The 26549-nt window shown below is 62.7% G+C and carries 22 protein-coding genes; 16 read left to right on the top strand and 6 right to left on the bottom strand.

The features are described from left to right. Window positions 1-313 precede the first annotated feature (313 nt). Together VC352_RS21200 and VC352_RS21195 are read right to left on the bottom strand one after the other, a co-directional pair. Complete coding sequence (locus tag VC352_RS21200) at window positions 314-1471, bottom strand: alpha/beta hydrolase family protein (RefSeq protein ID WP_322981486.1); 1158 nt, start codon at window positions 1469-1471, stop codon at window positions 314-316. 115 nt (window positions 1472-1586) lie between these two features. After that, complete coding sequence (locus tag VC352_RS21195; RefSeq protein WP_322981485.1) at window positions 1587-2510, bottom strand: LysR family transcriptional regulator; 924 nt, start codon at window positions 2508-2510, stop codon at window positions 1587-1589. A gap of 280 nt (window positions 2511-2790) precedes the next feature. On the opposite strand from VC352_RS21195, the gene VC352_RS21190 reads away from it, so the two are divergent. The 14 genes from VC352_RS21190 to VC352_RS21125 all read left to right on the top strand — a co-directional run bounded on the left by VC352_RS21190 (window position 2791) and on the right by VC352_RS21125 (window position 18401). Beyond that, entirely contained in the window at window positions 2791-3732 is a 942-nt protein-coding gene (locus VC352_RS21190) for a VOC family protein (RefSeq protein ID WP_322981484.1), read from the top strand. Window positions 3733-3734: 2 nt separating this feature from the next. Beyond that, entirely contained in the window at window positions 3735-4076 is a 342-nt protein-coding gene (locus tag VC352_RS21185; protein ID WP_322981483.1) for a Rieske (2Fe-2S) protein, read from the top strand. Window positions 4077-4221: 145 nt separating this feature from the next. Continuing rightward, the gene (locus VC352_RS21180; RefSeq protein WP_322981482.1) at window positions 4222-5346 is read left to right on the top strand and encodes an FAD-dependent oxidoreductase; all 1125 of its coding nucleotides are present in this window, start codon (window positions 4222-4224) and stop codon (window positions 5344-5346) included. Between the two features lie 137 nt (window positions 5347-5483). After that, window positions 5484-7166, top strand: coding sequence for a DUF1302 domain-containing protein (locus VC352_RS21175; protein ID WP_322981481.1), 1683 nt, complete (start codon window positions 5484-5486; stop codon window positions 7164-7166). 11 nt (window positions 7167-7177) lie between these two features. Continuing rightward, entirely contained in the window at window positions 7178-8542 is a 1365-nt protein-coding gene (locus tag VC352_RS21170; RefSeq protein ID WP_322981480.1) for a DUF1329 domain-containing protein, read from the top strand. Window positions 8543-8655: 113 nt separating this feature from the next. Beyond that, on the top strand, window positions 8656-9753 hold the full coding sequence (locus VC352_RS21165) for a YCF48-related protein (RefSeq protein ID WP_322981479.1): 1098 nt from the start codon (window positions 8656-8658) through the stop codon (window positions 9751-9753). Window positions 9754-9757: 4 nt separating this feature from the next. After that, on the top strand, window positions 9758-12199 hold the full coding sequence (locus VC352_RS21160) for an efflux RND transporter permease subunit (RefSeq protein WP_322981478.1): 2442 nt from the start codon (window positions 9758-9760) through the stop codon (window positions 12197-12199). A gap of 131 nt (window positions 12200-12330) precedes the next feature. Then, window positions 12331-13527 (top strand): MFS transporter, encoded by a 1197-nt coding sequence (locus VC352_RS21155; RefSeq protein ID WP_322981477.1) that lies wholly within the window; start codon window positions 12331-12333, stop codon window positions 13525-13527. A 17-nt stretch (window positions 13528-13544) separates the two neighbouring features. Then, complete coding sequence (locus tag VC352_RS21150; RefSeq protein WP_322981476.1) at window positions 13545-14135, top strand: malonic semialdehyde reductase; 591 nt, start codon at window positions 13545-13547, stop codon at window positions 14133-14135. Window positions 14136-14137: 2 nt separating this feature from the next. Continuing rightward, entirely contained in the window at window positions 14138-14710 is a 573-nt protein-coding gene (locus VC352_RS21145; RefSeq protein ID WP_322981475.1) for a cupin domain-containing protein, read from the top strand. Next, window positions 14707-15699: a fumarylacetoacetate hydrolase family protein gene (locus VC352_RS21140; RefSeq protein WP_322981474.1), complete on the top strand. Its 993-nt coding sequence runs from the start codon at window positions 14707-14709 to the stop codon at window positions 15697-15699. Before VC352_RS21145 ends, VC352_RS21140 begins: the two co-directional genes overlap by 4 nt. Further along, window positions 15690-16682, top strand: coding sequence for an NAD-dependent epimerase/dehydratase family protein (locus tag VC352_RS21135; protein ID WP_322981473.1), 993 nt, complete (start codon window positions 15690-15692; stop codon window positions 16680-16682). Before VC352_RS21140 ends, VC352_RS21135 begins: the two co-directional genes overlap by 10 nt. Continuing rightward, window positions 16679-17464: a cyclase family protein gene (locus VC352_RS21130; protein WP_322981472.1), complete on the top strand. Its 786-nt coding sequence runs from the start codon at window positions 16679-16681 to the stop codon at window positions 17462-17464. Before VC352_RS21135 ends, VC352_RS21130 begins: the two co-directional genes overlap by 4 nt. 106 nt (window positions 17465-17570) lie before the next feature. After that, window positions 17571-18401, top strand: coding sequence for a cache domain-containing protein (locus VC352_RS21125; RefSeq protein WP_322981471.1), 831 nt, complete (start codon window positions 17571-17573; stop codon window positions 18399-18401). An 8-nt stretch (window positions 18402-18409) separates the two neighbouring features. Here the strand turns inward: VC352_RS21125 and VC352_RS21120 are convergent, their stop codons facing one another. Both VC352_RS21120 and VC352_RS21115 read right to left on the bottom strand, forming a co-directional pair. Continuing rightward, window positions 18410-19774: an MFS transporter gene (locus tag VC352_RS21120; protein ID WP_322981470.1), complete on the bottom strand. Its 1365-nt coding sequence runs from the start codon at window positions 19772-19774 to the stop codon at window positions 18410-18412. 401 nt (window positions 19775-20175) lie between these two features. After that, window positions 20176-21420 (bottom strand): NAD(P)/FAD-dependent oxidoreductase, encoded by a 1245-nt coding sequence (locus VC352_RS21115; protein ID WP_322981469.1) that lies wholly within the window; start codon window positions 21418-21420, stop codon window positions 20176-20178. Window positions 21421-21530: 110 nt separating this feature from the next. Between VC352_RS21115 and VC352_RS21110 the strand changes: the two genes are divergently transcribed. Continuing rightward, a complete protein-coding gene (locus VC352_RS21110) occupies window positions 21531-22475 on the top strand; it encodes an AraC family transcriptional regulator (protein WP_322981468.1) in 945 nt (314 codons plus the stop codon). 1154 nt (window positions 22476-23629) lie between these two features. Here the strand turns inward: VC352_RS21110 and VC352_RS21105 are convergent. Together VC352_RS21105 and VC352_RS21100 are read right to left on the bottom strand one after the other, a co-directional pair. Beyond that, window positions 23630-24733 (bottom strand): GlxA family transcriptional regulator, encoded by a 1104-nt coding sequence (locus VC352_RS21105; protein ID WP_322981467.1) that lies wholly within the window; start codon window positions 24731-24733, stop codon window positions 23630-23632. 125 nt (window positions 24734-24858) lie between these two features. Then, window positions 24859-25254, bottom strand: a complete 396-nt coding sequence (locus VC352_RS21100) for a cupin domain-containing protein (protein ID WP_322981466.1) — start codon at window positions 25252-25254, stop codon at window positions 24859-24861. A 102-nt stretch (window positions 25255-25356) separates the two neighbouring features. Between VC352_RS21100 and VC352_RS21095 the strand changes: the two genes are divergently transcribed. Then, on the top strand, window positions 25357-25968 hold the full coding sequence (locus tag VC352_RS21095; protein WP_322981465.1) for a helix-turn-helix domain-containing protein: 612 nt from the start codon (window positions 25357-25359) through the stop codon (window positions 25966-25968). Window positions 25969-26549 lie beyond the last annotated feature (581 nt).

Below are 26549 nucleotides of genomic sequence, written 5' to 3'. Positions count from 1 at the left end.
ACGATTCCGTTCACTCTGCTGAACGGGCTCTGCACTCGCCTGAACCCAGGGTAATTCTCCACAGGGGGTAGCCGTAGGGCGGGACTCAGGAGCGCCAGCGAACAGTCCGCCGGGCCATGTCGAGTCTGGCACCACGGGGACGACTTCCTCTCCTGCATCGCTCTACCTCCTGTCGCGTACTTGGCGGGTGGAGCATTGGGCGTGAGGCGTGACCGGGCATGGCGCCTGAATGGCGCAGAGCAAAAAAAACGGCAGGGCTTGCGCACCTGCCGTATAAGCACTGCTTAGCGTCGAAGCTACTCAGTGAGGCGTATCAGGCCACTCGGCCGCCGAGGGTTTCCGCGACCCAGTCGGCGATGTACTGGCCGGCGTTGATGCTGTTGTCGAAGCTGGAGTGCTGCACGCCACCAGTACGCTCGTCGAAAATCTTCAGCTCACGTTTGGGGCTGTTGACCAGTTGCTCGTAGGTGCGCTCGGCCCATTTCAGCGGGATCTGCGAATCCTTCAGGCCGTGGGTGACCAGGAACGGTACCTTGATGCGATCGAGTACGCCGTCCAGATGAACGATCTCGGCGATGCGCATGAAGTCGTCCATGTCCTTGGCACCCCAGACCCACTGCACGTGCGCCCAGTAGTGCGGCACCGGGAAGCTGCCTTCCTTCTCCAGGCGGCGTTTCTGTACATCGCGCCAGTCATGGTTGGCGCCCCACACCACGCCGCAGGCGAAGCGCGGCTCGAAGGCCACCGCGCGCGGGCAGTAGTAACCGCCGAGGGACACGCCTTCCATGCCGATGCGCTTGGCATCGACATCGCTGCGGGTTTCCAGCCAGTCGAACACGCGGCTGGCCCAGTGCTCACTGTCGTAGCGCGCGGTCAGGTTGTGCAGGCGCAGTGCCTCGCCTGTGCCCGGCTGGTCGATGATCAGCGAGGACACGCCGCGCTTGGCCAGCCAGGCCGGCAGGCCGACGCGGTATTTCATTTCCTTGGTCGAATCCAGACCGTTGACCTGCACCAGCAGAGGCGCCGGGCCGGTGACGCCTTCGGCACGCACGTAGAGGCCGGAGATGTGCTTGCCCTCGTAGGGGATTTCGACCCGCTCGCAGTTTTCCTTGGACAGCGCGAGGCCACGGGCGAAGGTGTCGAGGAAGCGCTGGTACAGCTCCGTGCGACCGGGTGCGCCGTGGGCCTGCAGGCGCTCGCAGGTCAGGTAGTAGGTGGCGGCGCGGTTGTATTTCTCGCCGGCGGAGAGCAGGCGGCCCAGCTCCTCGTCTTCCTTGGCCATGCTGCACAGCTTGTCGGCCATCTTCGCCCAGGTTTCGCGGAAGGCGGCGGTGCCGGCGGCATCCGGCTGCTTGGCGGCTTCGACCAGAGGCTTGCACATCTCTTCGATCTCGCCGATGCGCGCGCCCATCTCGATGGCCAGGTTGACGGAAAGATCCCAGACGTAATTGGTGGGGAAGTAACGGAACATTCTTGTTGTCCTTGTAGGTCGTCTGCTGCGCCCAGCGCGTGGGCGCAATGGCAGATCACCTTAGAGACGAATCAAGGCAGTTGGCCAATCGTTACTTGGGATGCGAGGTATCGCCTTATGCGATGCCTGGGGCAGCCATGTCCACCGTCTTGATCAGCTCATGGATACGCTCACGCAGCCAGCGGTGCATGGGGTCGCCGTCCATGCTGCGGTGCCAGAGCATGAATTCACGCATGGCGGGAATCTTCACCGGCGCCGGCAGAATGCGCAGGGGCAGGTAGCGGGCATAGAGCAATGCCAGGCGGCGGTGCATGGTGGCGATGCGCTGGGTGCCGATGACCAGTTGCGGCAGGGTATTGAAGTCGTGGGTGATGACTTCCAGGCGGCGGTTGAAGCCATATTGGCTGACGAACCAGTCCTCGATGCTGAGGCTGCGGTTGCGGCCGAAGCCCACCGAGACGTGGCCCATCTCCATGTACTGTTCCAGTGTCAGTTGCTCGCCGACCTGCTTGTTGCCTTGCCAGACCACGCAGACGTGCTCTTCCTCGAACAGCAATTGCGCCGGATGGCCCTCGATCACGTAGCGCTCGGGCACGATCATCAGGTCGATCTCGCCACGTACCAGCAACTCGCCGTCGTTGGGCGCGAGCATGTCGAAGGTGATGTGCGGCGCCTGCTCGTGGATCTTCTGAATGACCCGCGAGAACAACACGGTGATCAGGTAATCGGAGGCCGTCAGCTTGAAGTGGCGCTTGCTCGAGGCCGGGTCGAATGCCTGCTTGGTGGTGATCGACGAGCGGATGGTCAGCAGCACTTCACGCACGGGGGTGGCCAGTTCCAGGGCATAGGGCGTGGGCTGCATCTTGCGGCCGACCTGCACCAGCAGTTCGTCCTCGAAGAAGGCGCGCAGACGACCAAGCACGCCGCTGGTGGCCGATTGCGTCATGTGCAGGCGTTCGGCGGCGCGGGTGATGTTCTGCTCTTCCAGCAGAATATCCAGCGCGACCAGTAGGTTCAGGTCGAGATGGTTGAAACGCATGGCACGGTTCCTACTTGTTGTATTTATTTTCGAGATACCTTTGCGCCCGGCCATCGATTAGTCAATCGGGGCTCATCGGGTGATGGTGCATTGCCGCTCTAGATAAGCCCTGCGCTTGGTATCGCGTTTCTCGATAGGTCGCATCCCGACACGCGATTGGTCAGGTGTGCCCCTCCTGCTCCATCTTGCCTGCCACGTCGGGCAGTACCGTGCTGCTCCGATCTCCACCACCAGCGCTTCGCCAAGGCGCTGGCAGAACAATTTCAATGGAGTGGTAGCGATGAAGATCATTGGCCTTGACGCGCTGGTATTTGGCGTCGATGACCTCCAGGCCTGTGCCGATTGCCTGCGCGACTATGGCCTGACTGCTGTCGAGTTGAACGAGCAGGGTGGGCGTTTCGAGGCGCTGGATGGCACCGCCATCGTCATCCGTCGGCATGACGACCCAGCCTTGCCGCCGGCCCTGGGCCCTGCGCCTTCCCTGCGTGAAACCCTGTATGGCGTCGAGTCCGTCGCCGACCTCGACGCCATCGCCGATGAGCTGGGGCGCGACCGTGAAGTGCGTCGCGATGCTCAGGGTGTGTTGCACAGCGTCGATGACATGGGCTTTGCCCTAGGCTTCCAGGTCACCTGCCGGCGTCCGTTCGCGGCCGCTGCCGACCTGACCAATGCGCCAGGCTCAGCACCGCAACGCCCGGCCAACGTGCCTGGCATCACGCCGGACATGCCGGCGCTGCCGCGTACCCTGTCGCACGTCGTGTACTTCGTGCCCGATGCCGCCAAGGGCGAGGCGTTCTACCGTGAGCGTCTGGGCTTCGTGACCACTGACACCTTCGTCGGTGTCGGCCCCTTCATGCGCACCGGGGCGATGGCCGACCACCATTGCCTGTTCATGATCCAGACCCCGCCGCACATGAAAGGCTGCGAACACTTCACCTTCCACATGGGCAGCGGCACTGAGGTGCTGCTGGCCGGGCGGCGTTTCGAGCAGAAGGGCTGGAGCAGTTTCTGGGGGCCGGGGCGTCACCTCTTCGGCTCCAACTGGTTCTGGTACTTCAACAGCCCGCTGGGTTGTCACATCGAGTACGACGCCGACATGGACACCCATGATGACCAGTGGGTGGCACGTCAGGCGCCGATGTCCGCCGACAACTCGCAGCTGTTTCTCTTCTCCTCTCGGGAGAAATGGGCACCAGGCGGCCCGCCGCCCAAGCAGGGCTGACCGTGCTGATTGCGCTCTGCCGCCTCGACGAGGTGGCGGACGGCTGTGCGCGTGGGCTCGACCCCCTGCAGCGCGGAAGGGACAGCCTGTTCGTTCTGCGCTGTGCGGGTGAAGTACGCCTGTATCGCAATAGCTGCCCGCATCAGCAGGTACCGCTGGAGTACCGCAAGGATCGCTTTCTCTCGGCCGATGGCTCACGGGTCATCTGCTACGCCCATGGCGCGCACTTCCTGCCGGACAGCGGCGTATGCGTATACGGGCCATGCCTGGGGGAGCGACTGACGTCGTTGCCGTGGGTCGAGCAGGACGGCTGGTTGTTGGTCGATGAGGCGGATTTGCTCTGAGTTGAGGTATCGCCATTGGCGATACATCGAATCCGAACATGCGATTAGTCAAATTCCCGGATAGGTCGGAAGCTGGTTTCAAGGGATGCGCGACACCCAGGCCAGCGGCCATTTCAAAACACAAGAACAACAAGCGAGAAGTGCCATGAATGCAATGAACAAGGTTCTGGTCGTCGGTGGTGGCATCGGTGGTCTGTGCGCCGCCATCGCCCTGCGCCGCAAAGGTATCAGCGTTGATCTGGTCGAGCTGAAATCGGAGTGGACCGTCTACGGTGTCGGCATCATCCAGCAGAGCAATGTGGTGCGCGAGATGTCGCGCCTGGGCCTGCTCGATGCCTATCTGGAGGCGGCTTATGCCTTCGAGGACGTGGCCATCAACACCACCGAAGGTCAGCAGTTGGTGCGTATTCCCGGCCAGCGCCTGGCCGGCCCGCAGTATCCGGCCAATGTCGGTATCTCCCGGCGCGCGCTGCACAAGGTGCTGAGCGAAACCACCCTCGAGTTGGGCGCCACCGTGCGCCTGGGCACCAGCGTGGAGTCCCTGGAGCAGGATGACAACGGTGTCGATGTGCTGCTGACCGATGGCACCCGTGCACGCTACGACCTGGTGGTGGGGGCCGACGGCCTGTACTCCAAGGTGCGCGAGATGCTCTTCGGCAACCAGTACCTGCCGCGTTTCACCGGCCAGTCGGTATGGCGCTACAACTTCCCGCGTCTGCCGCAGATCGATCACCTGGCCAACTTCCAGGGCCCGGCAGGCAATGCCGGCCTGGTGCCGCTCTCTGACGACCTCATGTACATGTTCACCACCTCGCACGAGCCAGGTAACCCGTGGATGCCTCATGACTGCCTGGCCGCCGAGATGCGCAAGCGTCTGCAGGACATGGGCGGGCTGATCGGCGAGCTGCGCGAGCAAATCGTCGATAACGACGAGGTGGTCTACAAGCCGCTGGAAGCCGTGTTCGTCGACGAGCCCTGGTATCGCGGCCGTGTCCTGATCATCGGTGATGCCGCACATGCCACCACGCCGCACCTGGGGCAGGGCGCCGGCATGGCCATCGAGGACGCCCTGGTGCTCAGCGAAGAGCTGACAGGCGAAGGCGATTTGCCGCAGCAACTGGCGCGCTTCATGGCGCGTCGTTTCGAGCGCTGCAAATACATCGCAGAGAAATCCCTGCTGGCCGGCGAGAAGGAGATGGCGCGCGATCGCGACTTTGACCGTATCGGCCTGGTCAAGGAAATGCTGGCCGTCACGGCCCAGCCTATCTGACCCCAAAAGACGGCCGGTCTCGCCAGCCGGCCGTCTGCGTGTGTTGCGGCGGCGCTTTGCACGACCCGCGTTGCCTTGCTGCGGTGTGCGAAGAAAGCAAGAAAACTCTCACAAGAACAACAAAGAGGTTTACATCGATGACAAATCGAGAGCTCGTTGCACCTCGGCAAAGGCTGACTGCCGGTCGCCTGACCCTTGCCGCGGCGCTGGTGGCCTGCGCCAACCAGGCATTGGCCTTTGAGATTGAAACCGGCAATCCGGATTTCAGTCTGCGCTGGGATAACACGGTCAAGTACAGCACCGCCTGGCGGGTGAAGGATCGCAGCGACAAACTGAGCGCCGGACAATCCACGCTCAACCAGGACGACGGTGACCGTGCCTTCGGCAAAGGCCTGATTTCCAATCGTCTGGATATTCTCTCCGAGCTGGATATGGGTTTCCGCGATGTCGGTGCCCGCGTCAGCGCCGCCGGCTGGTACGACACCGAGTACCAGAAAGACAACGACAACGGCGATGCCACCCGCGCCAACCAGCGCTCGGTAGCCTATGACGAGTTCACTGACGATGCCCGCCACCTGCATGGCGGCGACGGTGAAATTCTCGACGCCTTCGTCTACTGGAACGGTGAGCTGGCCGACCGCGCGCTGTCGGTGCGCCTGGGCCGCCACGGCCTGGTCTGGGGCGAGAGCCTGTTCTTCGGCGCCAACGGCATTGCCGGCGGCATGGCCCCTGTCGACGTGGTCAAGGCGGTTTCCGTACCCAACACCCAGTTCAAGGAAATCACCCGTCCGGTCAACCAGATCTCCGCCACCTACCAGCTCACGGATGATGTGTCCCTCGGCGCCTTCTACCAACTGCAGTGGGAAGAAACCCGTCTGCCAGGGGCGGGCAGCTATTTCTCGGTGAGCGACACCATCGGTGAAGGCAACGAGCGCCTGATCGTCGGCGATCCGTTCCCTGACTTCCTTGGCGGCAACCCGGACAGCCCGGCAGCGTTCTTCCACGGCAAGGACAAGAAGGCCAAGGACTCCGGGCAGGGCGGTTTGCAGTTACGCATCACCGACGACACCGTGGAATATGGCCTGTACGCCATCCAGTATCACGACAAGTCGCCCAAGCTGTACCTGAAACCCAGTGCCAGCCCCGAGTTCAGCACCGGCAAGATCGGCGAGTATTACTGGGTCTACCCGGAAGACATTCGCGCGCTGGGTGCCAGCTTCATCACCACGGTGGGCGAGTACAGCTTCGCCGGTGAAGCCTCGATGCGCTGGAACATGCCGCTCATTTCCGGTGGCCAAACGGTGCTCGCCGGCATGGACGCGGACAACGATGACGACCCGCTGTACGCCGTCGGTCGAACCGCCCACGTCAACCTCAACATGATCGCGTCGTTCGGGCCGAACTTCATCGCCCAGGAATCCGGTCTGGTCGCCGAGGTTGCCTGGAACCGTCTGCTCAAGGTGACCGACAACCGCAACGCGCTGGATCCGAATGCCACCGACGACGCCATCGGCTTGAAGCTGGTGTACACCCCGACCTACCGCCAGGTGATGTCGGGCATCGATATCAGCGTGCCGGTCGGCCTCAGCTACTTCCCGATGGGCAAGTCCGCCGTGGTCAGCTCGTTCGGCCCGGACAAGGGCGGCGACTTCAACATCGGGGTCAATGCCACCTACCTCGATCGGGTCACCTTCGGTCTGACCTACACCCACTACTACGGCCCCGAGGATGCCAACCTCAACGCGGCCAGCGAGTTCAATTACAAGCAATCGTTGAAGGACCGCGACTACGTGGCCTTCTCCGTGAAAACCACTTTCTGAGGATCGCGCAGATGACCCTTCCGTTCACACTCAAGACCTTCTGCCTGGCCCTCGCCGGTGTCGCGGCGCTGAGCCTGCAGCCGCTCATGGCGGCCACCGCCGATGACCTGGGCAAGAGCCTGACGCCGTTCGGCGCGGAAAAGGCCGGCAACGCCGATGGCAGTATCCCGGCCTGGACTGGCGGCCTGACCACGGTCGACCCGTCCTTCAAGCCGGGCGGCAAACGCAGCGACCCGTTCGCCGCCGAGAAGCCGCTGTTCAGCATCACCGCGCAGAACATGGCGCAGTACGAAAGCAAGCTCAGTGACGGCGTCAAGGAGATGCTCAAGCGCTATCCGGACACCTACCGTCTGGATATCTATCCGACGCACCGTACCGCCGCAGCACCGCAGTGGGTCTACGACAACACCGCCAAGAACGCGCGTAACGCCAAGCTGGTCGAGAGCAGCGCCGGCCCCATCCCGCAGGGCGCCTATGGCGGTATTCCGTTCCCCATCCCGAAAAATGGCGACGAGGTGATGTGGAACCACATCCTCAACTGGCGCGGCACCTCGCTGGCTCTGGATTTTCGTCAGTACCTGATCACCGCCGACGGCACCTCGGTGATGACCACCGATGGCAAGGCCATTCAGGAGATGCCCTACTACTATCCGGAGGGTTCGGCCGAGAGTTTCGATGGTGATTACTGGCTGTTCCGCCTGCTCAACGTCGGCCCACCCCTGCGTGCCGGTGAGCAGATTCTCGGGCGTACCAACCTCAACGGTGACAAGACCCAGACTCACGTCTATCTGGCTGGCCAGCGGCGGGTGCGCAAGCTGCCCAATGCCTGCTGCGACACGCCGACTCCGTCGACTGCGGGCGTCATGTCCTTCGATGAGCTCAGCGTGTTCCAGGGACGTATGGATCGCTTCAACTGGAAGCTGATCGGCAAGCAGGAAATGTACATCCCGTACAACACCAACAAGGTACAGGCCGCGGATAAGCCTGAGGACGTGATTGGCAAGCACCACATGAACCCGGATTACATGCGCTGGGAGTTGCACCGCGTCTGGGTGGTCGAGGCTGATCTGGCGCCCGGTAAGCGCCACCAAATGCCCAAGGGCCGCTATTACATCGACGAAGACACCTGGCAGGCCCTGCTGGGCGACCGTTGGGATGCCAACGGCCAGCTCTCCAAGAGCCTCTGGTCGCTGCCGTCGGTCATGCCGGATATCCCGGCCGTGGCGCAGCTGTCCTCTGGCTTCTACGACCTGACCTCCAATACCTGGTTCCTCCAGAACCTCTATACCGGCAAGGCCCAGCAGTACGTGGTCGTCGATCGCTACAAAGCCTCCGAGTTCTCGCCAGCGGCGATGGCTGGGCGAGGCGTGCGCTAGCAGGTCGTTGAAAAACGTAGGCCAGGCCGCGCAGGTGGTTTTCCAACCGCCTGCCCAAGCCTGAGCGGGAGGGCCCGCAGGCCCTCCCTGTTCGATGCAGTTCGAGGTGAATGATGAGCAGATCGACTTGGGCAAGTGGCCTTCTCCTGGCACTTGCCTTGCCCTTTGCGTTGACGACTCAGGCACAGTCCCTGGCGGTCAGCGGGGTGCTGCAAAGCCCGGCCATGCAGGTGCCGAATGCCGCTCATGCGGTGTTCAGCAGTGTCGTGCGTGCCGGTGAGCGCCTGGTTGCCGTGGGCGAGCGTGGGCTGATCCTGTTGTCCGATGACAACGGCCAGCAATGGCGCCAAGCCCATGTGCCCGTCTCGGTGGGGCTGACCGCCGTGCAATTCGTCGACGCGCGCCATGGCTGGGCCGTGGGCCACGCCGGCGTGGTGCTGGCCAGCAGCGATGGAGGGGAAAACTGGCAGGTGCAGCTCGATGGCGTGCGTGCTGCGCAACTGGAACTGAGCGCTGCTCAGGACGCCCTCGCCAGCGCCAGCGACAGCGATGCCGCTCAGGCTCGTATCGATGCGGCCCAGCGCCTGGTCGATGACGGCGCGGACAAACCCCTGCTCGATCTGCACTTCAGCGATGCACACCATGGCATGGTCGTCGGCGCCTACGGTATGGCGCTGCAGACCCACGATGGCGGGCAGAGCTGGCAGTCGATGGTCGGCCAGATCGACAACCCCATGGGCCTGCACCTGTACGCACTGGCGCAACAGGGTAGCGACTGGTACCTGGCCGGTGAGCAGGGCTTTCTGGCGCATTCGGCTGATGCCGGGCAGCACTTCGAGCAACTGCAAAGCCCTTACGAGGGCACGTTCTTCACCCTGGTGGCGCGCGAGGACGGCTCGCTGTTGCTGGGCGGTCTGAAAGGCAACGCCTTCCTCATCCGTGATGGCGGCGACTCGATCGACGCGCTGGCGGTGCCGATGCCGGTGTCCTTCAGCGATGGCACGCGCCTGGCCGATGGCCGGGTGCTGCTGGCTAACCAGGCAGGCGCCGTATTCGTGCTGGATGACGCCGGCAAGCGCCTGAAAATCCTGCAACCCGCACAGGGCAAACCCCTGGCTGGCCTGACCCAGGCCGCCGACGGCAGCCTGGTCGTGGCGGGCTTCGCCGGCCTGTCTTCGCTGTCTCTGTCGGCCGCCAAGGCTTCGGAGTGATTTCATGACATTCGACACACCTGCCAGTCAGGCAACCTTCGATCCGCGTTCCGGCTCGCTGATCGAGCGCGCCCTGTTCAACCATCGTCACTGGGTGCTGTTGCTGTGCCTGCTGACCACGCTGCTGCTCGGTTGGCAATCGACGCGCCTCGAACTCAATGCCAGCTTCGAGAAGATGATTCCCGCCGGGCATCCGTACATCGTCAATTACCTGGCCAACCAGAAGGAGTTGTCCGGCCTCGGCAATGCCCTGCGTATCGCCGTGGCCAACCAGCAGGGCGACATCTACGACCCTGCCTATCTGAAGACCTTGCAGGCGCTGAGCGATCAGATCTACCTGCTGCCGGGCGTCGACCGCGCGTATATGAAGTCGCTGTGGACACCGGCCACCCGCTGGGTGTCGGTCACCGAAGAGGGCCTCGATGGCGGCCCGGTGATCCCCGATGAATACGATGGCAGTCCAGCGTCCTTGGCCAAATTGCGGCACAACGTGCAGCTCTCCAACGAGATCGGCCAGCTCGTCTCCTTCGACCAGCGCTCCAGCATCATCTACGTGCCGTTACTGGCGCGCAGTGCCGATGGTCAGCCGCTGAACTACGCGCAGCTGTCCGACGAGATCGAGAAACTGCGCAGCCAGTACCAGAGCGACAGCATCGCCATCCACGTCACCGGTTTCGCCAAGAAGGTCGGTGACCTGATCGCCGGTCTGCAGCAGATCCTGCTGTTCTTCGCCGCCGCCATCCTCATCACCACCCTGGTGCTGTACGGCTACACCCGCTGCATCCGCAGCACCCTGCTGGTGGTGATCTGCTCGCTGGTGGCGGTGATCTGGCAGCTCGGCCTGTTGCCGTTGCTGGGCTACGAGCTGGATCCGTACTCTATCCTGGTGCCGTTTCTGGTGTTCGCCATCGGCATGAGCCATGGCGCGCAGAAGATGAACGGCATCATGCAGGACATCGGTCGTGGCATGCATCGCCTGGTGGCGGCGCGTTTCACCTTCCGCCGCCTGTTCCTCGCCGGCCTGACCGCGCTGCTCTGCGATGCCGTGGGTTTTGCCGTGCTGATGATCATCAAGATCCAGGTGATCCAGGATCTGGCCATCATCGCCAGCCTCGGTGTCGCGGTGCTGATCTTCACCAACCTGATCCTGCTGCCGGTGCTGCTCTCCTATGTCGGCGTCAGCCCCAAGGCGGCCGAGCTCAGCCTCAAGAGCGAGCGCGCGGAGCAGAGCGGCCAGGCGCGCCATCCGTTCTGGCGTTTCCTCGATCTGTTCACCCGTCGTCCCTGGGCCGGCCTGTGCGTGGCGGTGAGCCTGGCAATGGCAGTGCTGGGCTTCATGGTCAGCCTGCACCTGAGCATCGGCGACCTCGACCCGGGTGCCCCGGAGCTGCGCGCCGACTCGCGCTACAACCAGGATGACGCCTTCATGACCCGTCATTACGGGGCCAGCAGCGACCTGTTCGCGGTGATGGTGCGTACCCCATCGGGCGCCTGTGCGCGCTACGACATCCTGCGCAAGGTCGATGAGCTGGATTGGCAACTGCGCAGCCTGCAGGGCGTGGATGCGACCAACTCGCTGGCGCTGCTCAACCGCCGCATGCTGGTCGGCCTGTCCGAAGGCAGCCCCAAGTGGTACGAGCTGCAGAACAACCAGGCGACCCTGAACATGATCACCGCCAGCGCGCCGCGTGGTCTGTACAACGAGTCGTGCAACCTGCTGACCCTCTACGTCTACCTCACCGACCACAAGGCCGAGACGCTGACTCGCCTGGTCGATCACGTCGAGGCCTTCGCCGCCGCCAACAACACCGACGAGGTGCAGTTCATGCTCGCCGCCGGCAATGCCGGTATCGAGGCGGCCACCAATATCGTGGTCAAGCAGGCCAACCGCGAGATGCTGTTCTGGGTCTATGGCGCGGTGATCCTGCTGTGCCTGATCACCTTCCGCTCCTGGCGCGCGACGCTCTGTGCGGTGATTCCGTTGATGCTCACCTCGATTCTCTGCGAGGCGCTGATGGTCTGGCTCGGCATCGGCGTGAAGGTCGCGACGCTGCCGGTGATCGCCCTGGGTGTGGGCATCGGCGTGGATTACGCGCTGTACGTCATGAGCATCATGCTCAGCCACCTGCGCGAGGGCTCCAGCCTGTCGCAGGCCTATTACCGCGCGCTGCTCTCCACCGGCAAGGTGGTGATGCTCACCGGCTTCACCCTGGCCATCGGTGTTGGCACCTGGGCCTTCTCGCCCATCAAGTTCCAGGCCGACATGGGCATCCTGCTGGCCTTCATGTTCGTCTGGAACATGGTCGGCGCACTGCTGCTGCTGCCGGCCCTGGCGTATTTCCTGCTGCCCGCCGGCACGCGCAAGGCCCAGGTGGTCGAGCTTGCGCCTGAGCATCCGGCAGGCACTGCTCCTACCGAACCTGTGGCGCGCGTCGCCCACGGCTGAAGCGTTCATTTACCTAAAACAACAACAGGCACCGCCAATGAAATCACTGACCTTGCTGCTCAACGGCCTCCAAGAGGGGCTGATCGCCTATGGCGCCATGTTCTGGGGCATCCTGCCGGAGGAGGTGCAGCATGAGCGCTGATCGCCAGGCGGGGCTTGGACAATCCGCGCTGCTGCTGTTCGGTAGCTGTCTGCCGGTGCTGGGGGCGGTGCTGATCGCGCCGATCCTGCCACGCATGCAGCAGCATTTCGCGGGTACGCCGGGCGCCGAGGTGCTGACCCCCATCGCCTTGACCATCCCGGCCCTGATGATCGCCTTGCTGGCGCCCTTTGCCGGCATCATCGCCGACCGCCTGGGCCGCAAACCGCTGCTGCTCGGTTCGCTGGTGCTTTATACGCTGTGCGGTCTGTTGCCGCTGTGGCTGGAATCGCTGCCAGGCATCGTCGCCAGTCGCGCCGGACTCGGTTTGGCGGAGGCGGGCATCATGACCTGCTGCACCACGCTGATGGGCGATTACTACCAGGGCGCGCGGCGCGAACGGCTGTTTGCCTTGCAGATGGTCGCGACCTCGCTGTCGGCAGCGGTGTTTATCGCCCTCGGCGGCGCCCTGGGCCAGGACGACTGGCGCGTACCCTTCGTGCTCTATGCCTCGGGTCTGGTGCTGTTACCGATCATGGCCTGGATGCTCTGGGAGCCGCGCGCTGCCGAGGTGAGCCATCAGCACAGCGAGAGCGAAGGGTTTCCCTGGAGCGCACTGCTGCCGCTGTACGCCCTGACCATCCTGGCCGGAGTCAGCCTGTTCATCGTGCCGGTGCAGGCGGGCTATTTGCTCAACCTGCTGCACGTAAATTCGCCGCAGCAGATTGGCATGACCATGGGCGCGAACCAGCTGGGCGTGCTCGCCGGCGCGCTGCTGTTCCGCCTGCTCAGTGGCCTGCGTCGGCAGCACCTGATGCTGCTGGCCTTCGCCACCGCCGGCCTGGGCGGCTTGCTGATGGCGCAGGCGGGCAACCACGCCCTGGTGATCGTCGCCGTGCTGATCAACGGTCTGGGCATCGGCCTGATGCTGCCAACCCTGATCACCTGGATCATGAGCCGCGTCAGCTTTACCCAGCGCGGTCGCGCCAGTGGCGGTTTCACCGCCGCGCTGTTCGCCGGTGAGTTCATCAGCCCGCTGGTGGTGATTGCCATCACCGGTGGTCAGCTCGGCGCGTTGCCCATGGCCCTGACCTACATCGCCAGCGCCCAACTGATTCTGGCGGCGTGCTGCCTGGCCCTGCATCGCCTGTTCCGCGCGCTGCACGAGCCCGCGCCCCTAGCCGCCTGACGCCAGAGAGATTTGCCATGGCCGATATGCTCAATACCGCCACGCTCAATCAACTGTTCCTGCATGCGCGTTCGCACAATCAGTGGCAAGCGCGCGAGGTGTCCGATGAGCTGCTGCGGCAGCTTTACCAGACCCTGCGCCAGGGCCCGACCAGCAACAACTGCTGCCCGGCACGCTTCGTCTTCGTGCGCAGTGCCGAGGCCAAGCAGAAGCTGCTGCCCGCGCTCAAGGGCCACAACGGCGAGAAGATGCTGCAGGCACCGGTGACCGTCATCGTTGCCTGGGACAGCCAGTTCTTCGAGCACCTGCCGCAGTTGTTCCCGATCTACGACGCCGGCGCTGCTTTTCGTAACGACCCGCAAGCGACCTTCGTGGCCGGCTTGCGCAACAGCAGCCTGCAGGGCGCCTACCTGATCCTCGCCGCCCGCGCACTTGGGCTGGATTGCGGCCCCATGTCCGGTTTCGATGCCGAGCAGGTGGACGCCACATTTTTCCCCGATGGCCGTTGGCGCAGCAACTTTCTCTGCTGCCTGGGTTACGGCAATGAGGCCGGTCTGCGCCCCGCAGGCCCGCGCCTGTCCTTCGAGCAAACCTGTCAGGTGATATGAACATGCAGTCACTTCCCCCTTTCCGTCGCATCGTCACAGGCCATGACGGCGCAGGCCGCGCGCTGGTCGCCATGGCTGGCGCAACACCCAACACCTTTCCGCTCAAGGCCGTGCCCGGCACGGTGTTCTACGAGGTGTGGAACAGTGCCACCAGCCCGGCACCGCTGGATAACGGCGCAGACCCTACCGACAAGCCGCTGCAGCTCAGCCCAGGTGCGCTGGGTAGCGTGATCCGCGTGGTGGATATTCCGCCGGACAGCATCCAGAACCAGGTCAGCGCCGAGGATGCCGCTGCGGTCTTTTCTGAAATCGGCGAATCGCACGCCGGCACCGGCAAGGCCGATTCGAAGCACAAGCTGATGCACCGCACCGAAACCCTGGACTACGGCATCGTCACCGAAGGCGAAGTCTGGCTGGTGCTGGACGAGGAGGAGGTGCACCTCAAGCGCGGCGACATCGTCGTGCAGCGCGGCACCAACCATGCCTGGAGCAACCGCACTGACGCCATGGCGCGCATGGTGTTCATTCTGCTCGATGGCCGTTATGCCCCCGAACTGCTGGAGGTGCTCGCATGAAATTAGCCACTCTCGCCGATGGCAGCCGTGATGGACGGCTGCTGCTGGTGTCCCGCGATCTGACCCGTGCGCTGCTGGTCGCCGACCTGGCACCGACGCTGCAGGCGGCAATCGACAACTGGAGCAGCGTCGAGGCCGATCTGCAACGCCGTTATGAGGCGCTCAATCGTGGTGAAGCGGCGGAGGCTTTCGACTTCGACCCGACCCAGGTAATGGCGCCGCTGCCACGCGCCTGGCAATGGCTGGATGGCTCGTGCTTCCTCAGCCACGGCGAGCTGATGCAGAAGGCCTTCCACCTTGATCCCATCGAAGGCGTGGAACACACGCCGCTGATGTACCAGGGCGCTGGCGATGACTTCATCGGCCCGTGTCAGGACATCCCGCTGCCCAGCGAGGCCCATGGCATCGACTTCGAGGGCGAGTTCGCCGTGCTGGTCGACGAGGTGCCGATGGGCTGCAGCGCCGAGCAGGCGCGCCAGCATATCCGCCTGCTGCTGCAACTCAACGACGTCAGCCTGCGTGCCCTGGCACCGCGTGAAATGCGCACCGGCTTCGGCTTCGTCCAGGCCAAGTCGTCGTCGAGCTTCGCCCCCGTGGCGGTGACCCCGGACGAGCTGGGCGAGGCCTGGCGCGATGCACGCGTGCAGTTGCCGCTGCATATCGAGTGGAACGGCGAGTGGTTCGGCCATCCGCACGGCGGCGCCATGCACTTTGGCTTCGATCAGTTGATCGCCCACGCGGCGCTGACTCGGCGCCTGAGCGCCGGCACCCTGATCGGCTCGGGCACGGTCTCCAATAACGACCGTAGCGTCGGCTCGGCCTGCATTTCCGAACGTCGCGCCATCGAGATGATCGAGCACGGCGTGGCGAAAACCGGCTTCATGCATTTTGGTGACCGCATCCGCATGGAGGCGCGTTGCGCCGATGGCAGCCCGTTGTTCGGCGCCATCGATCAGTGCGTGGTGCAAGAGGTATCGCCATGCGCGTGATGATCACCGGAGCCAATGGTTTCATCGGCCGTGAGCTGGTCAAGCGCCTGCTGGCGGGCAGCGTGCTGCGCGGCCAGCCGATCGAGGCGCTGCTGCTGCTGGATCAGGAGCTGTCCGGCTTGCCCGACGACCCGCGCATTCGCCGTCACTTCGGCAGCGTCACCGATGCGGCCCTGATTCGCCGCGCGCTGGCCGATGGGATCGACGTCGTCTTTCACCTGGTCAGCGTACCGGGCGGGGCTGCCGAAGCGCGCTATGAGCTGGGTTACCAGGTCAACCTGCAGGCCAGCCTGGAACTACTCAATCAACTGCGCAATTGCAACCGCCCGCCGCGCCTGGTGTACGCCAGCAGCGTGGCGGTGTATGGCGCCGACCTGCCGTCGCGTATGGACGAAGCGTCGCTGAGCCAGCCCAAACTGTCCTATGGCAGCCACAAGCTCATGGTGGAAGCTCAACTCACCGATCTGGCGCGGCGCGGCGACGTGGATGGCATCGCCCTGCGCCTTCCCGGCATCGTCGCCCGGCCGCGCCAGGCCAATGGCTTGAAGTCGGCCTTCATGAGCGACCTGCTGCATGCCGTGGCCGCAGGGGAGCCCTACACCTGCCCCGTGTCACCCCAGGCGACGGCCTGGTGGATGTCCGCCCGTTGCTGCGTGGACAACCTGATCCATGCCGCCGAGTTGCCACGCGGCAGCGCCAACCCCGTGCAGCAACTGCCGGTGCTGCACCTCTCCATCGAACAGGTGCTCGACGCGCTGGTAGGCATCCTGGGTGAGCCGCGCCGGGCGCTGGTCAGCTTCGCCCCGGAGCCTGAGCTGGAGGCGCTGTTCGGCCGCTATCCGCCACTGCGCACCCCGCAGGCCAAGGCCTTGGGCTTTCGTCATGACGGCTCGGCCAACGCCTTGATCCGCAATGCCCTGAATCTGTCTGCTACGCGGTCGTCTCGCCGCGTCGTGCCCACTCTTGCAGGAGCTCCGCTATGAGCCAGAAAACTCGCCGCCTGGTCGACCTGTCCGTGACCCTCGACAACAACCCTTACACCGATCCGCCGCCGCTGCTGCCGAAGATCGATTACATGGATCACCAGCAGGGCTGGCCGGAAATGGCCGCGATGTTCCCCGGCCTGCGCAAGGAGCAGTTGCCGGGCGATGAGTCCTGGGCCGCCGAACGCTTGAGCATCACCACCCACAGCGGCACCCACATGGATGCGCCCTGGCATTACGCCTCGACCACCGATGGCGGCAAGCCGGCCTTCGGCATCGACGAGCTGCCGCTGGAGTGGTGCCTGCAACCGGGCGTGAAGCTGGATTTTCGCCATCTGCCCGATGGCCACGTCGTCACCGCCGCCGAGGTGGAAGCGGAGCTGGCGCGCATCGGTCATGAGCTGCAGCCGCTGGATATCGTGCTGGTCAACACCCGTGCCGGCAGCCTGTTCGGCCAGCCGGGCTATCTGGAGGCCGGTATCGGCATGGGCCGTGAGGCCACCCTGTATCTGCTGGAGCGCGGCGTGCGCGTGGTCGGCACCGATGCCTGGAGCTGGGATGCACCGTTCAAGTACACCCGCGAACGCTTCGCCGAAACGGGCGATGCCGCGCTGATCTGGGAAGGGCACAAGGCCGGACGCGACATCGGCTACGGCCAGATGGAAAAACTGGCCAACCTGGAGAGCCTGCCGGCCCATGGTTTCCAGGTGTCATGCTTCCCCTACAAGATCAAGCACGCCTCGGCGGGCTTCGTGCGCGCCGTGGCCATCTTCGAGGAGTAAGCGCCAGCACTATCACGCCTGTGGGCGTACCGCTGCCTGCCAAGGTCAGGCAGCCTTTCGGGCGGCTCTTGCCGAGCTGCCGTGCAGCCAGAACGGAGAGACTCTGATGCGTTTTGATTCATTACGGATAGCTGTGCTGGCGACCCTGGCCTTGTTCGGCACCGCCCATGCCGAGGACGAGCAACAGCGCTCGCTCGAACTGCTGCAGCGGGCTGTCGAGTATTACCGGCTACAGGGCGATGCGGCGTTCGCCGCGTTCAGTCGCCAGGGTGAATTCATCCAGGACAACCGTTACGTCTTCGTGGTCGACAGCGCCGGCACCATGCTGGCCAGCGGCGGCCCGTCGGTGGTGCTCATCGGCCGTGACGTCAACGCCGTGCTGGAGCCGGAACTGCGTGAGGCCTTTGCCCAGGCACTGGAAGCGACCGAGGGCGTGCAAGTGGCCGACTACCGCTGGATGAACTGGCGGGATGGCCGCGAAGAACTCAAGCGCGTCTACTTCCAGCGCGTTGGGGATCGTTTCATCGCCGTCGGCCACTACCTGCCGCGCGCCTCCGAGCAGCAGGCTCAAGGGCTGTTGCAGCGCGCGGCGGAGGCCATCGAGCAGGATCCCGATGGCAGCTTCGATGCGATCAACAGCCTGTCGGCGAGCTTCCGCGAAGACGATCTGTACGTGTTCGTCATCGACCTGCGCAATCAGCGCTACGTCGCCCATGGCTACAACAAACGCCTGCTGGGGATGGATTTCGCGACCATCCGTGACCCCGATGGGCAGCCAGTCGGTGAACCTATCCTGAAGCTGATGCAGAACGCCAAGACGGCAGAGTTCGACTACCGCTGGAAGAACCCGGTAACCAGCAAGGTGGAGAACAAACACGCCCTGTTGCGCAAGGTCGGCCACTATCTGGTGGCTGTCGGTTACTACCAGAAGGGCTGAGCGAATCCTTAGCGGCTGGCCACCTGTTCGGCCAGGCGCTGATCCTCCATACGCCAGGCAATCAGCAGCGGTAGCATGGCCAGCCCGGCACACATCAGCAGCACGTGCTCGAATGCCTGGGAGGCTTGGCTGTCGCTCAGGGCGACGAACAGACTCATCAGCAGCGCTGCGCCCAGCGCTCCTCCCAAGCCGCGAACCAGGCCGCAGCAGGCGGTGGCAACGCCCAGTTGGGCGCGTGGCGCGGCGTTCTGCACGGCCACCAGCGCGGTGGGAAACTGCAGCCCCAGTGCCACGCCGGTCAGCAGCAGAAAGACCAGCAGCAGGGCCTGACTGCTGCCGGCCCAGGCGACACCGGCCAGACAGAAGGGCAGGGCGCTGCAACCCATCAGGATCAGCGGCTTGTAACGTTTCAGGCGGGCGCTGAGGCGTCCGCCGGCAAAGGCGCCGAGGGGCACGCCCGCGGCCAGGGCCGTGAGCAGGGGCGTGGCGTCGCTGCCCTGGGCCTGCAGCGGGATCAGTACGGCGAGGCCTACCGCGAGAAAACTGCTGAACAGCATCACCGTCAGGCTGGCGCGCAGGGTGCTAATGCGCAGCAAAGCCGGTGGGATCAAGGGCTCGCTGGCGCGGGTTTGCCAGAAGGCAAAGGCCAGGCTGCCCACTGCGCCCAACAGCAGCAGGCAGGCATGCTCGGTGCTTTGCCAGGGCTCGCCATGGCCGATGCGGGTGATCAGCAGCATCACGCTGCCCAGGCCGAGGGTCAGTAGCAGGCATCCCAGATAATCGACCTGCTTGCCTGTCTGGCTATTACCCAGCCCCTGCAAACCACGACGAGCCAGCAGCAGGGCCAGCAGACCCAGGGGCAGGTTGATCAGGAACACACCCCGCCACGACCACTGCCCGAGCCAGGCGCCCAGGAGTGGCCCCAACAGGCCGGCGATGGCGAACATACCGCTGAACCAGGCCTGGTAGCGGCCTCGTTCGGCCGGAGCAATCAGCTCACCGATCAGGCTCTGGATGCAGTTCATCATCGCCCCGGCCGCGATGCCCTGCAGGGCGCGCGCGGCGACCAGCTCGCCGGTGTCGCGGGCCAGGCCGCACAGCAGGGACGCAAGCATGAACAGCAGGATGGCGCCCTGCAGCAGGCGAGTACGGCCGAACAGATCGCCCAGCTTGCCGGCAATCGGCACGGCCACCGTCATGGCCAGCAAATAGGCCGAAACCACCCAGGGCAGGTAGTCGGGCAGCGCCAGGGTGCGGGCCATGTCCGGCAGCACCACCGCCACGATGGTCTGATCCAGAGCGGCGAGAAACAGGGCCAGCATCAGGCCGCTGAGGATGCGGCGAAGCCGGCTTTCGGAAATGCGTTCGTTCATGAGGGCTCTGGCTGGCGCGTGGGTATGGCTTCAGGTGCGGTAGCGTAATTGCTGAGAGATGGTCGGTGCGCGGGTAATGACTGGCAATGACGAACGGAGAAAAGAGGCGAGTGCAGGGCGCAAACGGATCGAGCAGCAGGGCAAGCCTGTCTCAGGGGCACGGCATCTTCCTTGTCGTTTAAGGCGCATAGGGTGAGCGTCGTCCGGGCTCCTGTGAGCCCGGGCCAGGTGCGTTTCGGCGGGTAACCCAACGTGCCTGGCAGACGCGCTTTTGAGATGACCGGCAGCCCTCTCGTGGAGGGCGCCGGAGCCCGTCGTGGCGAGCCGCAGGCACGATAGAGCGGCGTGCGGCTTTCCTCAATATGGCCGTGGAACCGGGGTGCGATTAACGCCCTGTTTCATCAGCTGTGGCGTCCGACCTGATGCAGTTCCTGCATCGCCAGCGACATCTTTTCTGCGTCAGCGAGGTAGTCGCGTCTGATCATCCGATCGAGCAGGCCGGTATGGTCGAAGACCCAGTCGCGCAGCTTTGCCAGTGGATAGGGCAATTGATGGAAAACGTTGCCCAGTTTCCTGGCGAACTCGACGTGGTGGTTGACGTAGGCCACCCGCTGTTCCTCGAAGTCATGAAAGGCTGCGCTGATCTGCTGCTCATCGCCCAGGTTGGCGCCGCTCAGCGCCCTGGCCAGGAAGTAGCCGTCCTCGATGGCCATGCCCATGCCATAGGCCGCGTAGGGCGAAACAGGGTGAACGGCGTCACCCAGGCAGACCACGCGGCCGCTGCTCCAGCGCTGTAGTGAGGGGCGGTTGTAGATATCCCATTTGAATATTTGCGTTCGCGGGTTGGTGGCCTGTAGCAAGCGCGGCAATGGATCGGGGAAGTGGCGCAGGATCTTGCCGAGGTAATCGCCAACATCCTGCGGCGCAGGCGCGTTTTCCTTGCAGGGTTCGACGATCCACCATTCATAGCCAGGCTTACCGTCATGCAGCATCGGGAAGAAGCTGGCCTGGTACTTGTGAGAGTGGATGATGCGCCCGGTCTGCGGGGGAATCCCTTCTATGGGATCGCACCAGGCCAGCCAGACGCGTAGACCGACGTGGAACAGCTCGGGCTGCCCGAAGGCCTGGCGTGATACGCCGGAACGGATGCCGTCGGCGCCGACCAGGATATCGGCATCGATGCGCTTGCCGTCCTTGAAGGTGATGCTCAGGCCATCCGTGGTCTGCGTGTAGCGTTCGAAGTCGGCATTGGCCACCAGCATGCCTGCCGGCAGCAACTCCATCATCCGCGCGAAGGCATTGGCGCGTAGCATGCCGTAGTGCCAGCCCTCGATACCGAAGGATTTTCCCACCGATTGGTTGAAGGGCAGGCGCGAGCGTAGACGGTTCTTGTTGTTGCGAAACTCGGTGACGGTGAACGAGCCGAAGTTGTCCAGATCGACGCCGTAATCACGCAGCACTGCCAGCACCGGCACACTCAGCAGCACGGCCCCGCCCAGAGGTTTGGGGGCGGGCTGCTTCTCGAAGATCCGTACATCGAAGCCCTGCTTGTGCAGGGCCAATGCGGCAGAAACCCCGCCCGGCCCTGCGCCGATCACCGCGACTCGTTTTCCAGCACGCCATTGCAGGCCAGCTTCGACAGCCATTTGCACACCCTCCGGTTTGTTGTTGTGCCGGATATTCTGGAAGTCGATGCCTGGACATTAAATGCCTTTAAAGCCGAATATTCGGATGAATACTCTCGATTGCGTGTGCCATGGATTTGCTCAGTCACTTCCTGTCGATGTTGAAGGTCGAGTCGACCAGCATCTCCAGCTGGCACCTCTCGGCGCCCTGGGGCGTGCGCGTGCACGACTACCAGCCCGGTTTCTGTTTTATCGTCACCGAGGGCGCATTCGTGGTGGAGACCTCCACGGGCGCGATCTTGTGGCTCTTCGAGGGGGACACGCTGCTGGTGCCACGCGGTGGCGAATGCAAGCTGCTGTCGCAACTGGGCGTCGCGACCACCGACCTGCAAGCGCTGAACTGGAGCGAGTCGCGCTCGCCCAGGTTGGATCGCAGTGAACAGCCCGGGTCGGCGATCACCGTGGTGCACGGCGGGGGCGGTGTGGCGTGCCGTTTACTCGGGCTGGCGTTCAACATTCACAGTGGGCAGGGTGGCTTCGTACTCGCGGCACTGCCGGATTTCATCGTGCTGCGCGACGAAGAGGCCAGCATCCTCAGCCTCATGCGTCCGACCATCGAGGCGTTGTTGGCTGACGCCAGGTCCGGTTATTACGCCGTGGCTAAGCAAATGGCCGAACTGATCGTGGTTGGCCTGCTGCGCAACTACATCCTCAGCGACAAGGGCTTCTCGCCAGGTTGGTTGAAGGGCCTACAGGATCCTTACATCTCCAAGGCCATGCTGGCCATTCACGAAGCGCCGGAGCGCCAATGGAGCGTGCCGCAACTGGCTGCAGTGGCTAACCTGTCACGCTCGACCTTTGCGGCGCGCTTCTGCCGGTTGATTGGTCAGTCGCCGATCGACTACCTCAATGCCTGGCGTATCACCCTCGCTGCCGAGCTGCTGCGTGCTGGCAATGCCTCGGTGGCACAGATCGCCGCACAGGTTGGCTACCAGTCCGACCGGGTGTTCCGCCAGGCGTTCCGCCAACGCCTTGCCATGTCGCCCAGGCAATACCGCAACCAATCGACTGGGTGATTAGGGTATTGGCCTTGCGGATTCTGCCTCGGCTATATCGGTTACTTGTGTGCAAATCCGAGCGTTACTGGCGCTGGCGTGTTGCCGAGGATGAACCAGGTCGTGAGGCGCGAGGCTAACCCTCTCTCAATCATTTGGCGCCTTTTCGACGCCCAAAGAAAAACCCCTGACTTTCTCTAGGAAAATCAGGGGTTTATTTGGTGGAGTCGGGGGGATACGACCTAACTCGTCGAGTCCATAGGCTGCTACCGCAAGGTTCAAGCCGGCACATGGAAAAGATCCTGTGCTGTCTGGCTTTCTCAGTGCTCAAACATAGGCGGATTTTTTCGAGCGTCAAGGGCGTAACAAAATAGATCGCCGTTTTAGGACGAATCGTGTTGGGGTGGAGGGGCTGAGTTCAAATCCTCCGATGGGATCTGAACCCAGGCGGATGATTGTAGAAGGCACCGATAGTCAAATAGCCTAACGCAGCCCTCCAGCTCAAACCCCATGTAGCATATAAAGCCAGGGTTACAGGCGTTCTGACAGGTGGTAGAGGCAACCACATAGGGGGCATTGCTGATCAGCTTCCCTCGCTACGCGTTCTAGCGACCCACATCACCTCAGCCCGTATCCTACATTGCGTTCGCTGCCGTGTTGTTCCAAATGGTTGTCACGGCGAGATCACCGAAGTGCTGTTCCGGGGGCGCCTGGCTTCGGTCAGTTTGGTTGCATCCATCATCGTGGCACGGCCATGTTCGCTGGCGAGTTCCACGATCTGGAGCTACACCTCGGGCGTCGCGATCAGCACGATTTTTTCGCGTTCGACCTTCTTCTAAAGGTAGTCAAACTGTCACCCTGAAATGGGTGTTAATGGGTGTGATATTGGTTTGCTCTGAATCGATGCGTTACGTGCCCGCCCCATACAGTTGCAGTGGGGGGCGAGGAACTTGGTTCAAATCCTTTAGGGGGATCCGAGCTAACTCGTCGAATCTATGGATTGCTGCCTTGAGGTTCAAGCCGATTCAAGGCGAATGCCCTATGCTGTCTGGTTTTCTCAGTGCTCAAACATCGGTGGATTTTTTCGAGCGTCAGTGGTGCAACCAAATAGAGCGCAGGGGTTGATCTTCGGCGTGGATCAACCTCTGTGCGCCATCAGCATCTGTGGTAATCGATCAAATCTTTACACTTCCAAAGGTGGACTCGCCTTGGGCGCGATCAAGGGCAACGCCGGCGGTGGTCTGTGGGGCGTGTAACCTGTCAGAAGCGGGCATCAACTCCGTCAAATTCGCGTTTGGGCCTACGCGCTCGTCGCGCGGTGCGATGCCGAAGTGCTCGCGGTAGCATTTGGAGAAATGCGGGGTGGAAATGAAACCGCATATCGAGCCTATTTCGATGATGGGCATGGCGGTCTGCTTGAGAAGTTGGCGCGCGCGAATCAGGCGCAGTTTGAGGTAGTAGCGCGACGGCGAGCAGTGCAGGTATTTCTGAAACAGTCGTTCCAACTGGCGGCGCGAGATTTTGACGTAGCAGGCCAACTGGTCGAGGTCGATTGGCTCCTCGAGGTTGGCCTCCATCAGTGCGACCATTTCCTGCAGTTTTGGTTGGTAGGTACCTAGCTGGTGTTTGAGGGGCACGCGCTGATGATCCTGCTCGTTGCGAATGTGTTCGCAGATGAACATCTCGGAGATGGACGCTGCTAGTTCGCGGCCGTGCGCGCGGGCGATCAGATGCAGCATCATGTCCATCGGCGCCGTGCCGCCAGAGGATGTATAGCGGTTACGGTCGATGGAGAACAGTCGGGTACTGACATTGGTACGTGGAAAAGCTTCCTGCATTGCTGCAAGAATCTCCCAATGCACGCTGCAGAAGTAGCCGTCGAGCAACTCGGCTTTGGCCAGCGCCCAACTACCGGTGCACACCGCGCCGAGTTGACAACCTTTGCGGCCCTGAACCTGCAACCAGTGCAGGTGCTCGCGTTTAACGCTGTGCAGGATGTCGACGCCGCCGCAAACGATCACTGCGTTCAGGGCCGGGGCGTTGTCCAGGCTGGCATCTGGGGTGATCTGGAGGCCATCGCTGGCGTGTACTGGCAACCCGTTCTTGCTCAGGGTAAACCACCGATACAACTCCTGGCCTGATAGTTGGTTGGCCATCCGCAATGGCTCCACCGCGGAGGCTAGGGCGATCAGGGTGAAATCGTCGAGCAGCAAGAAGCCAATCGACTGGAGAACCTGATTCTGCCGGTGGGAAGGTGTCCCCTGGGTGAACTGAGACATTTGCTAACCCTCAGACTAGGCCCATCGAGTCTGTGACGAGTGGCAGTCGGCGGGTAACCGTTCAGGCCTAAACCCTTAGCATGTCAGCTGGCGGCCTGAACACGATGCCAACAACCCTCTTGGCGTTAATCGGAGACCCCGCTGGTAACCACAGTGAATTTCCGGCTGAACTCGAAGACCTCGCAAACCCCAGTATGTCCGGCCGGAATCGAGACGGCATCACCCGCGCCCATCTCGAATCGCTCGCCGGTGTCCATGGTGATTGCGATACGCCCTTCGATCAGTACGAAGGCTTCATCGTTGTCGAAGCGCCAGTCGAACTTCGAAGGTTGTGATGTGAAAAACGCCACGGCCTTGTACGGGGTTTTCACGCCAACGGTCCGCAGAAGCTTCATGCGGGTATCGGGATTGCCTTCTATCACATCATTACCCAGCGGGTATTCAAGCCAGCCGTTGGGAGCGTTCAGCGATGCCAGGGCTACGGAGTCGATCGGATTGGGGAGCGTAGGACGAGCGGTCATCTTTCGGTGCCTCGCATAGGAATAGGTGGATAGTAGCTATGACAAATGGCATAGTCGAGCTCAAGGCTACATCAGAATATGACAGATGGCATAATTTTTTAGATGAACACTTCTACTCGTGATCGAATGATTGTGGGGGCGGCAGATCTGTTGCGCCGCAAGGGAATGACGGCGACCAGCATGCGCGAGGTGGTGCGCCACTCGCATACGCCGCGAGGCTCTATTGCGCACCACTTCCCCGGAGGTAAGCGCCAACTGCTCGAAGCCGCTATTGAACATGCCGGCCGGGAGGTCAGCGAGCCGTTAACACTGTTGTTGAAGAAACATGGTCCGCTGAAGGGCTTGGAGCTATTCGTTGCTTCGTGGCGGAAAATACTCGAAGAGACAGCCTTCCAGGCTGGTTGTGCGGTACTGGCGGTGGCGGTTGAGCAGTACATATCTGATCAGCGCGGCGAGTCTGCACCCGAGCTAGAAGCGCAGATCCAACAGCAGCTTCTCGATCAGGCCGACACCATCTTTGTGCAGTGGCAGGAAATCATCAGCCACTCGCTGCAGAACGCAGGCGTTGGGCAAATCCGCTCTCGCAGTTTGGCATTAATGACGATTACCTCTATCGAGGGCTCTGTCGCTCTATGCAGAGCCGCTCGCAACGCTGAACCGCTCGATCTGATCTGGCAGGAATTGAAGCGCAGTTTCGAGCAGGCTTTGGTTTAGGCATCTGCGTAGGCGGATTTCACTTGTACAGGCTGAGTTCGATCTCTGCATATATGTAACTCGGGTTGCCTGTAGATGTACGCCAGCAGGATGATCCGCTCAACAGCTACCGCGCCAGCGTATTGATGTCGACAGTGCTATGTTGGCCGCTCTGGCCCTCGCTTCCAGTGAATATGAGCGCAACGAGGATATCCACAGCGTGTTGTCAGCGGTGATTCAAGCACCGTGTCAGCAGCAGCCTCCGCTTAGGGGAACTGAAGGGTAACCTGATCATGGCCAGAGCAACCGGTATGGAGCAGCGTTTCTATCATTGCTGCGCCCAGCATGCCAGCGCATAGGGATTCAATCTCCTAACACCGGCTACCGAGGTGTCGGCGAGTCTGCCGCCAAGTCGTTGAAGGGCCTCGTGATATTTTACGTGGGCTGGGGCTCTGATCGTAATGGGCTCTGACAAGAGCGGCCCGTCAATGGAGCTGGGGCCTCGCTGTCCTGGCTGCAGCACTGAAAGTACATTCTTCGATGAGGTTGCTATAACGTAATAGCACCATTTTGTATGGTACTGTACTGTACGTTTTAGCGTG

It is taken from the genome of Pseudomonas sp. C11 (assembly GCF_034683865.1).
Lineage (GTDB): Bacteria > Pseudomonadota > Gammaproteobacteria > Pseudomonadales > Pseudomonadaceae > Aquipseudomonas.
This window is presented reverse-complemented; position numbering and strand designations above follow the sequence as displayed.

Coding starts and splice junctions, on each gene's coding strand:
- VC352_RS21200 (WP_322981486.1), bottom strand. CDS start 1,471: ATGTTCCGTTACTTCCCCACCAATTACGTCTGGGATCTTTCCGTCAAC.
- VC352_RS21195 (WP_322981485.1), bottom strand. CDS start 2,510: ATGCGTTTCAACCATCTCGACCTGAACCTACTGGTCGCGCTGGATATT.
- VC352_RS21190 (WP_322981484.1), top strand. CDS start 2,791: ATGAAGATCATTGGCCTTGACGCGCTGGTATTTGGCGTCGATGACCTC.
- VC352_RS21180 (WP_322981482.1), top strand. CDS start 4,222: ATGAATGCAATGAACAAGGTTCTGGTCGTCGGTGGTGGCATCGGTGGT.
- VC352_RS21175 (WP_322981481.1), top strand. CDS start 5,484: ATGACAAATCGAGAGCTCGTTGCACCTCGGCAAAGGCTGACTGCCGGT.
- VC352_RS21170 (WP_322981480.1), top strand. CDS start 7,178: ATGACCCTTCCGTTCACACTCAAGACCTTCTGCCTGGCCCTCGCCGGT.
- VC352_RS21165 (WP_322981479.1), top strand. CDS start 8,656: ATGAGCAGATCGACTTGGGCAAGTGGCCTTCTCCTGGCACTTGCCTTG.
- VC352_RS21160 (WP_322981478.1), top strand. CDS start 9,758: ATGACATTCGACACACCTGCCAGTCAGGCAACCTTCGATCCGCGTTCC.
- VC352_RS21155 (WP_322981477.1), top strand. CDS start 12,331: ATGAGCGCTGATCGCCAGGCGGGGCTTGGACAATCCGCGCTGCTGCTG.
- VC352_RS21150 (WP_322981476.1), top strand. CDS start 13,545: ATGGCCGATATGCTCAATACCGCCACGCTCAATCAACTGTTCCTGCAT.
- VC352_RS21145 (WP_322981475.1), top strand. CDS start 14,138: ATGCAGTCACTTCCCCCTTTCCGTCGCATCGTCACAGGCCATGACGGC.
- VC352_RS21140 (WP_322981474.1), top strand. CDS start 14,707: ATGAAATTAGCCACTCTCGCCGATGGCAGCCGTGATGGACGGCTGCTG.
- VC352_RS21135 (WP_322981473.1), top strand. CDS start 15,690: ATGCGCGTGATGATCACCGGAGCCAATGGTTTCATCGGCCGTGAGCTG.
- VC352_RS21130 (WP_322981472.1), top strand. CDS start 16,679: ATGAGCCAGAAAACTCGCCGCCTGGTCGACCTGTCCGTGACCCTCGAC.
- VC352_RS21125 (WP_322981471.1), top strand. CDS start 17,571: ATGCGTTTTGATTCATTACGGATAGCTGTGCTGGCGACCCTGGCCTTG.
- VC352_RS21120 (WP_322981470.1), bottom strand. CDS start 19,774: ATGAACGAACGCATTTCCGAAAGCCGGCTTCGCCGCATCCTCAGCGGC.
- VC352_RS21115 (WP_322981469.1), bottom strand. CDS start 21,420: ATGGCTGTCGAAGCTGGCCTGCAATGGCGTGCTGGAAAACGAGTCGCG.
- VC352_RS21110 (WP_322981468.1), top strand. CDS start 21,531: ATGGATTTGCTCAGTCACTTCCTGTCGATGTTGAAGGTCGAGTCGACC.
- VC352_RS21105 (WP_322981467.1), bottom strand. CDS start 24,733: ATGTCTCAGTTCACCCAGGGGACACCTTCCCACCGGCAGAATCAGGTT.
- VC352_RS21100 (WP_322981466.1), bottom strand. CDS start 25,254: ATGACCGCTCGTCCTACGCTCCCCAATCCGATCGACTCCGTAGCCCTG.
- VC352_RS21095 (WP_322981465.1), top strand. CDS start 25,357: ATGAACACTTCTACTCGTGATCGAATGATTGTGGGGGCGGCAGATCTG.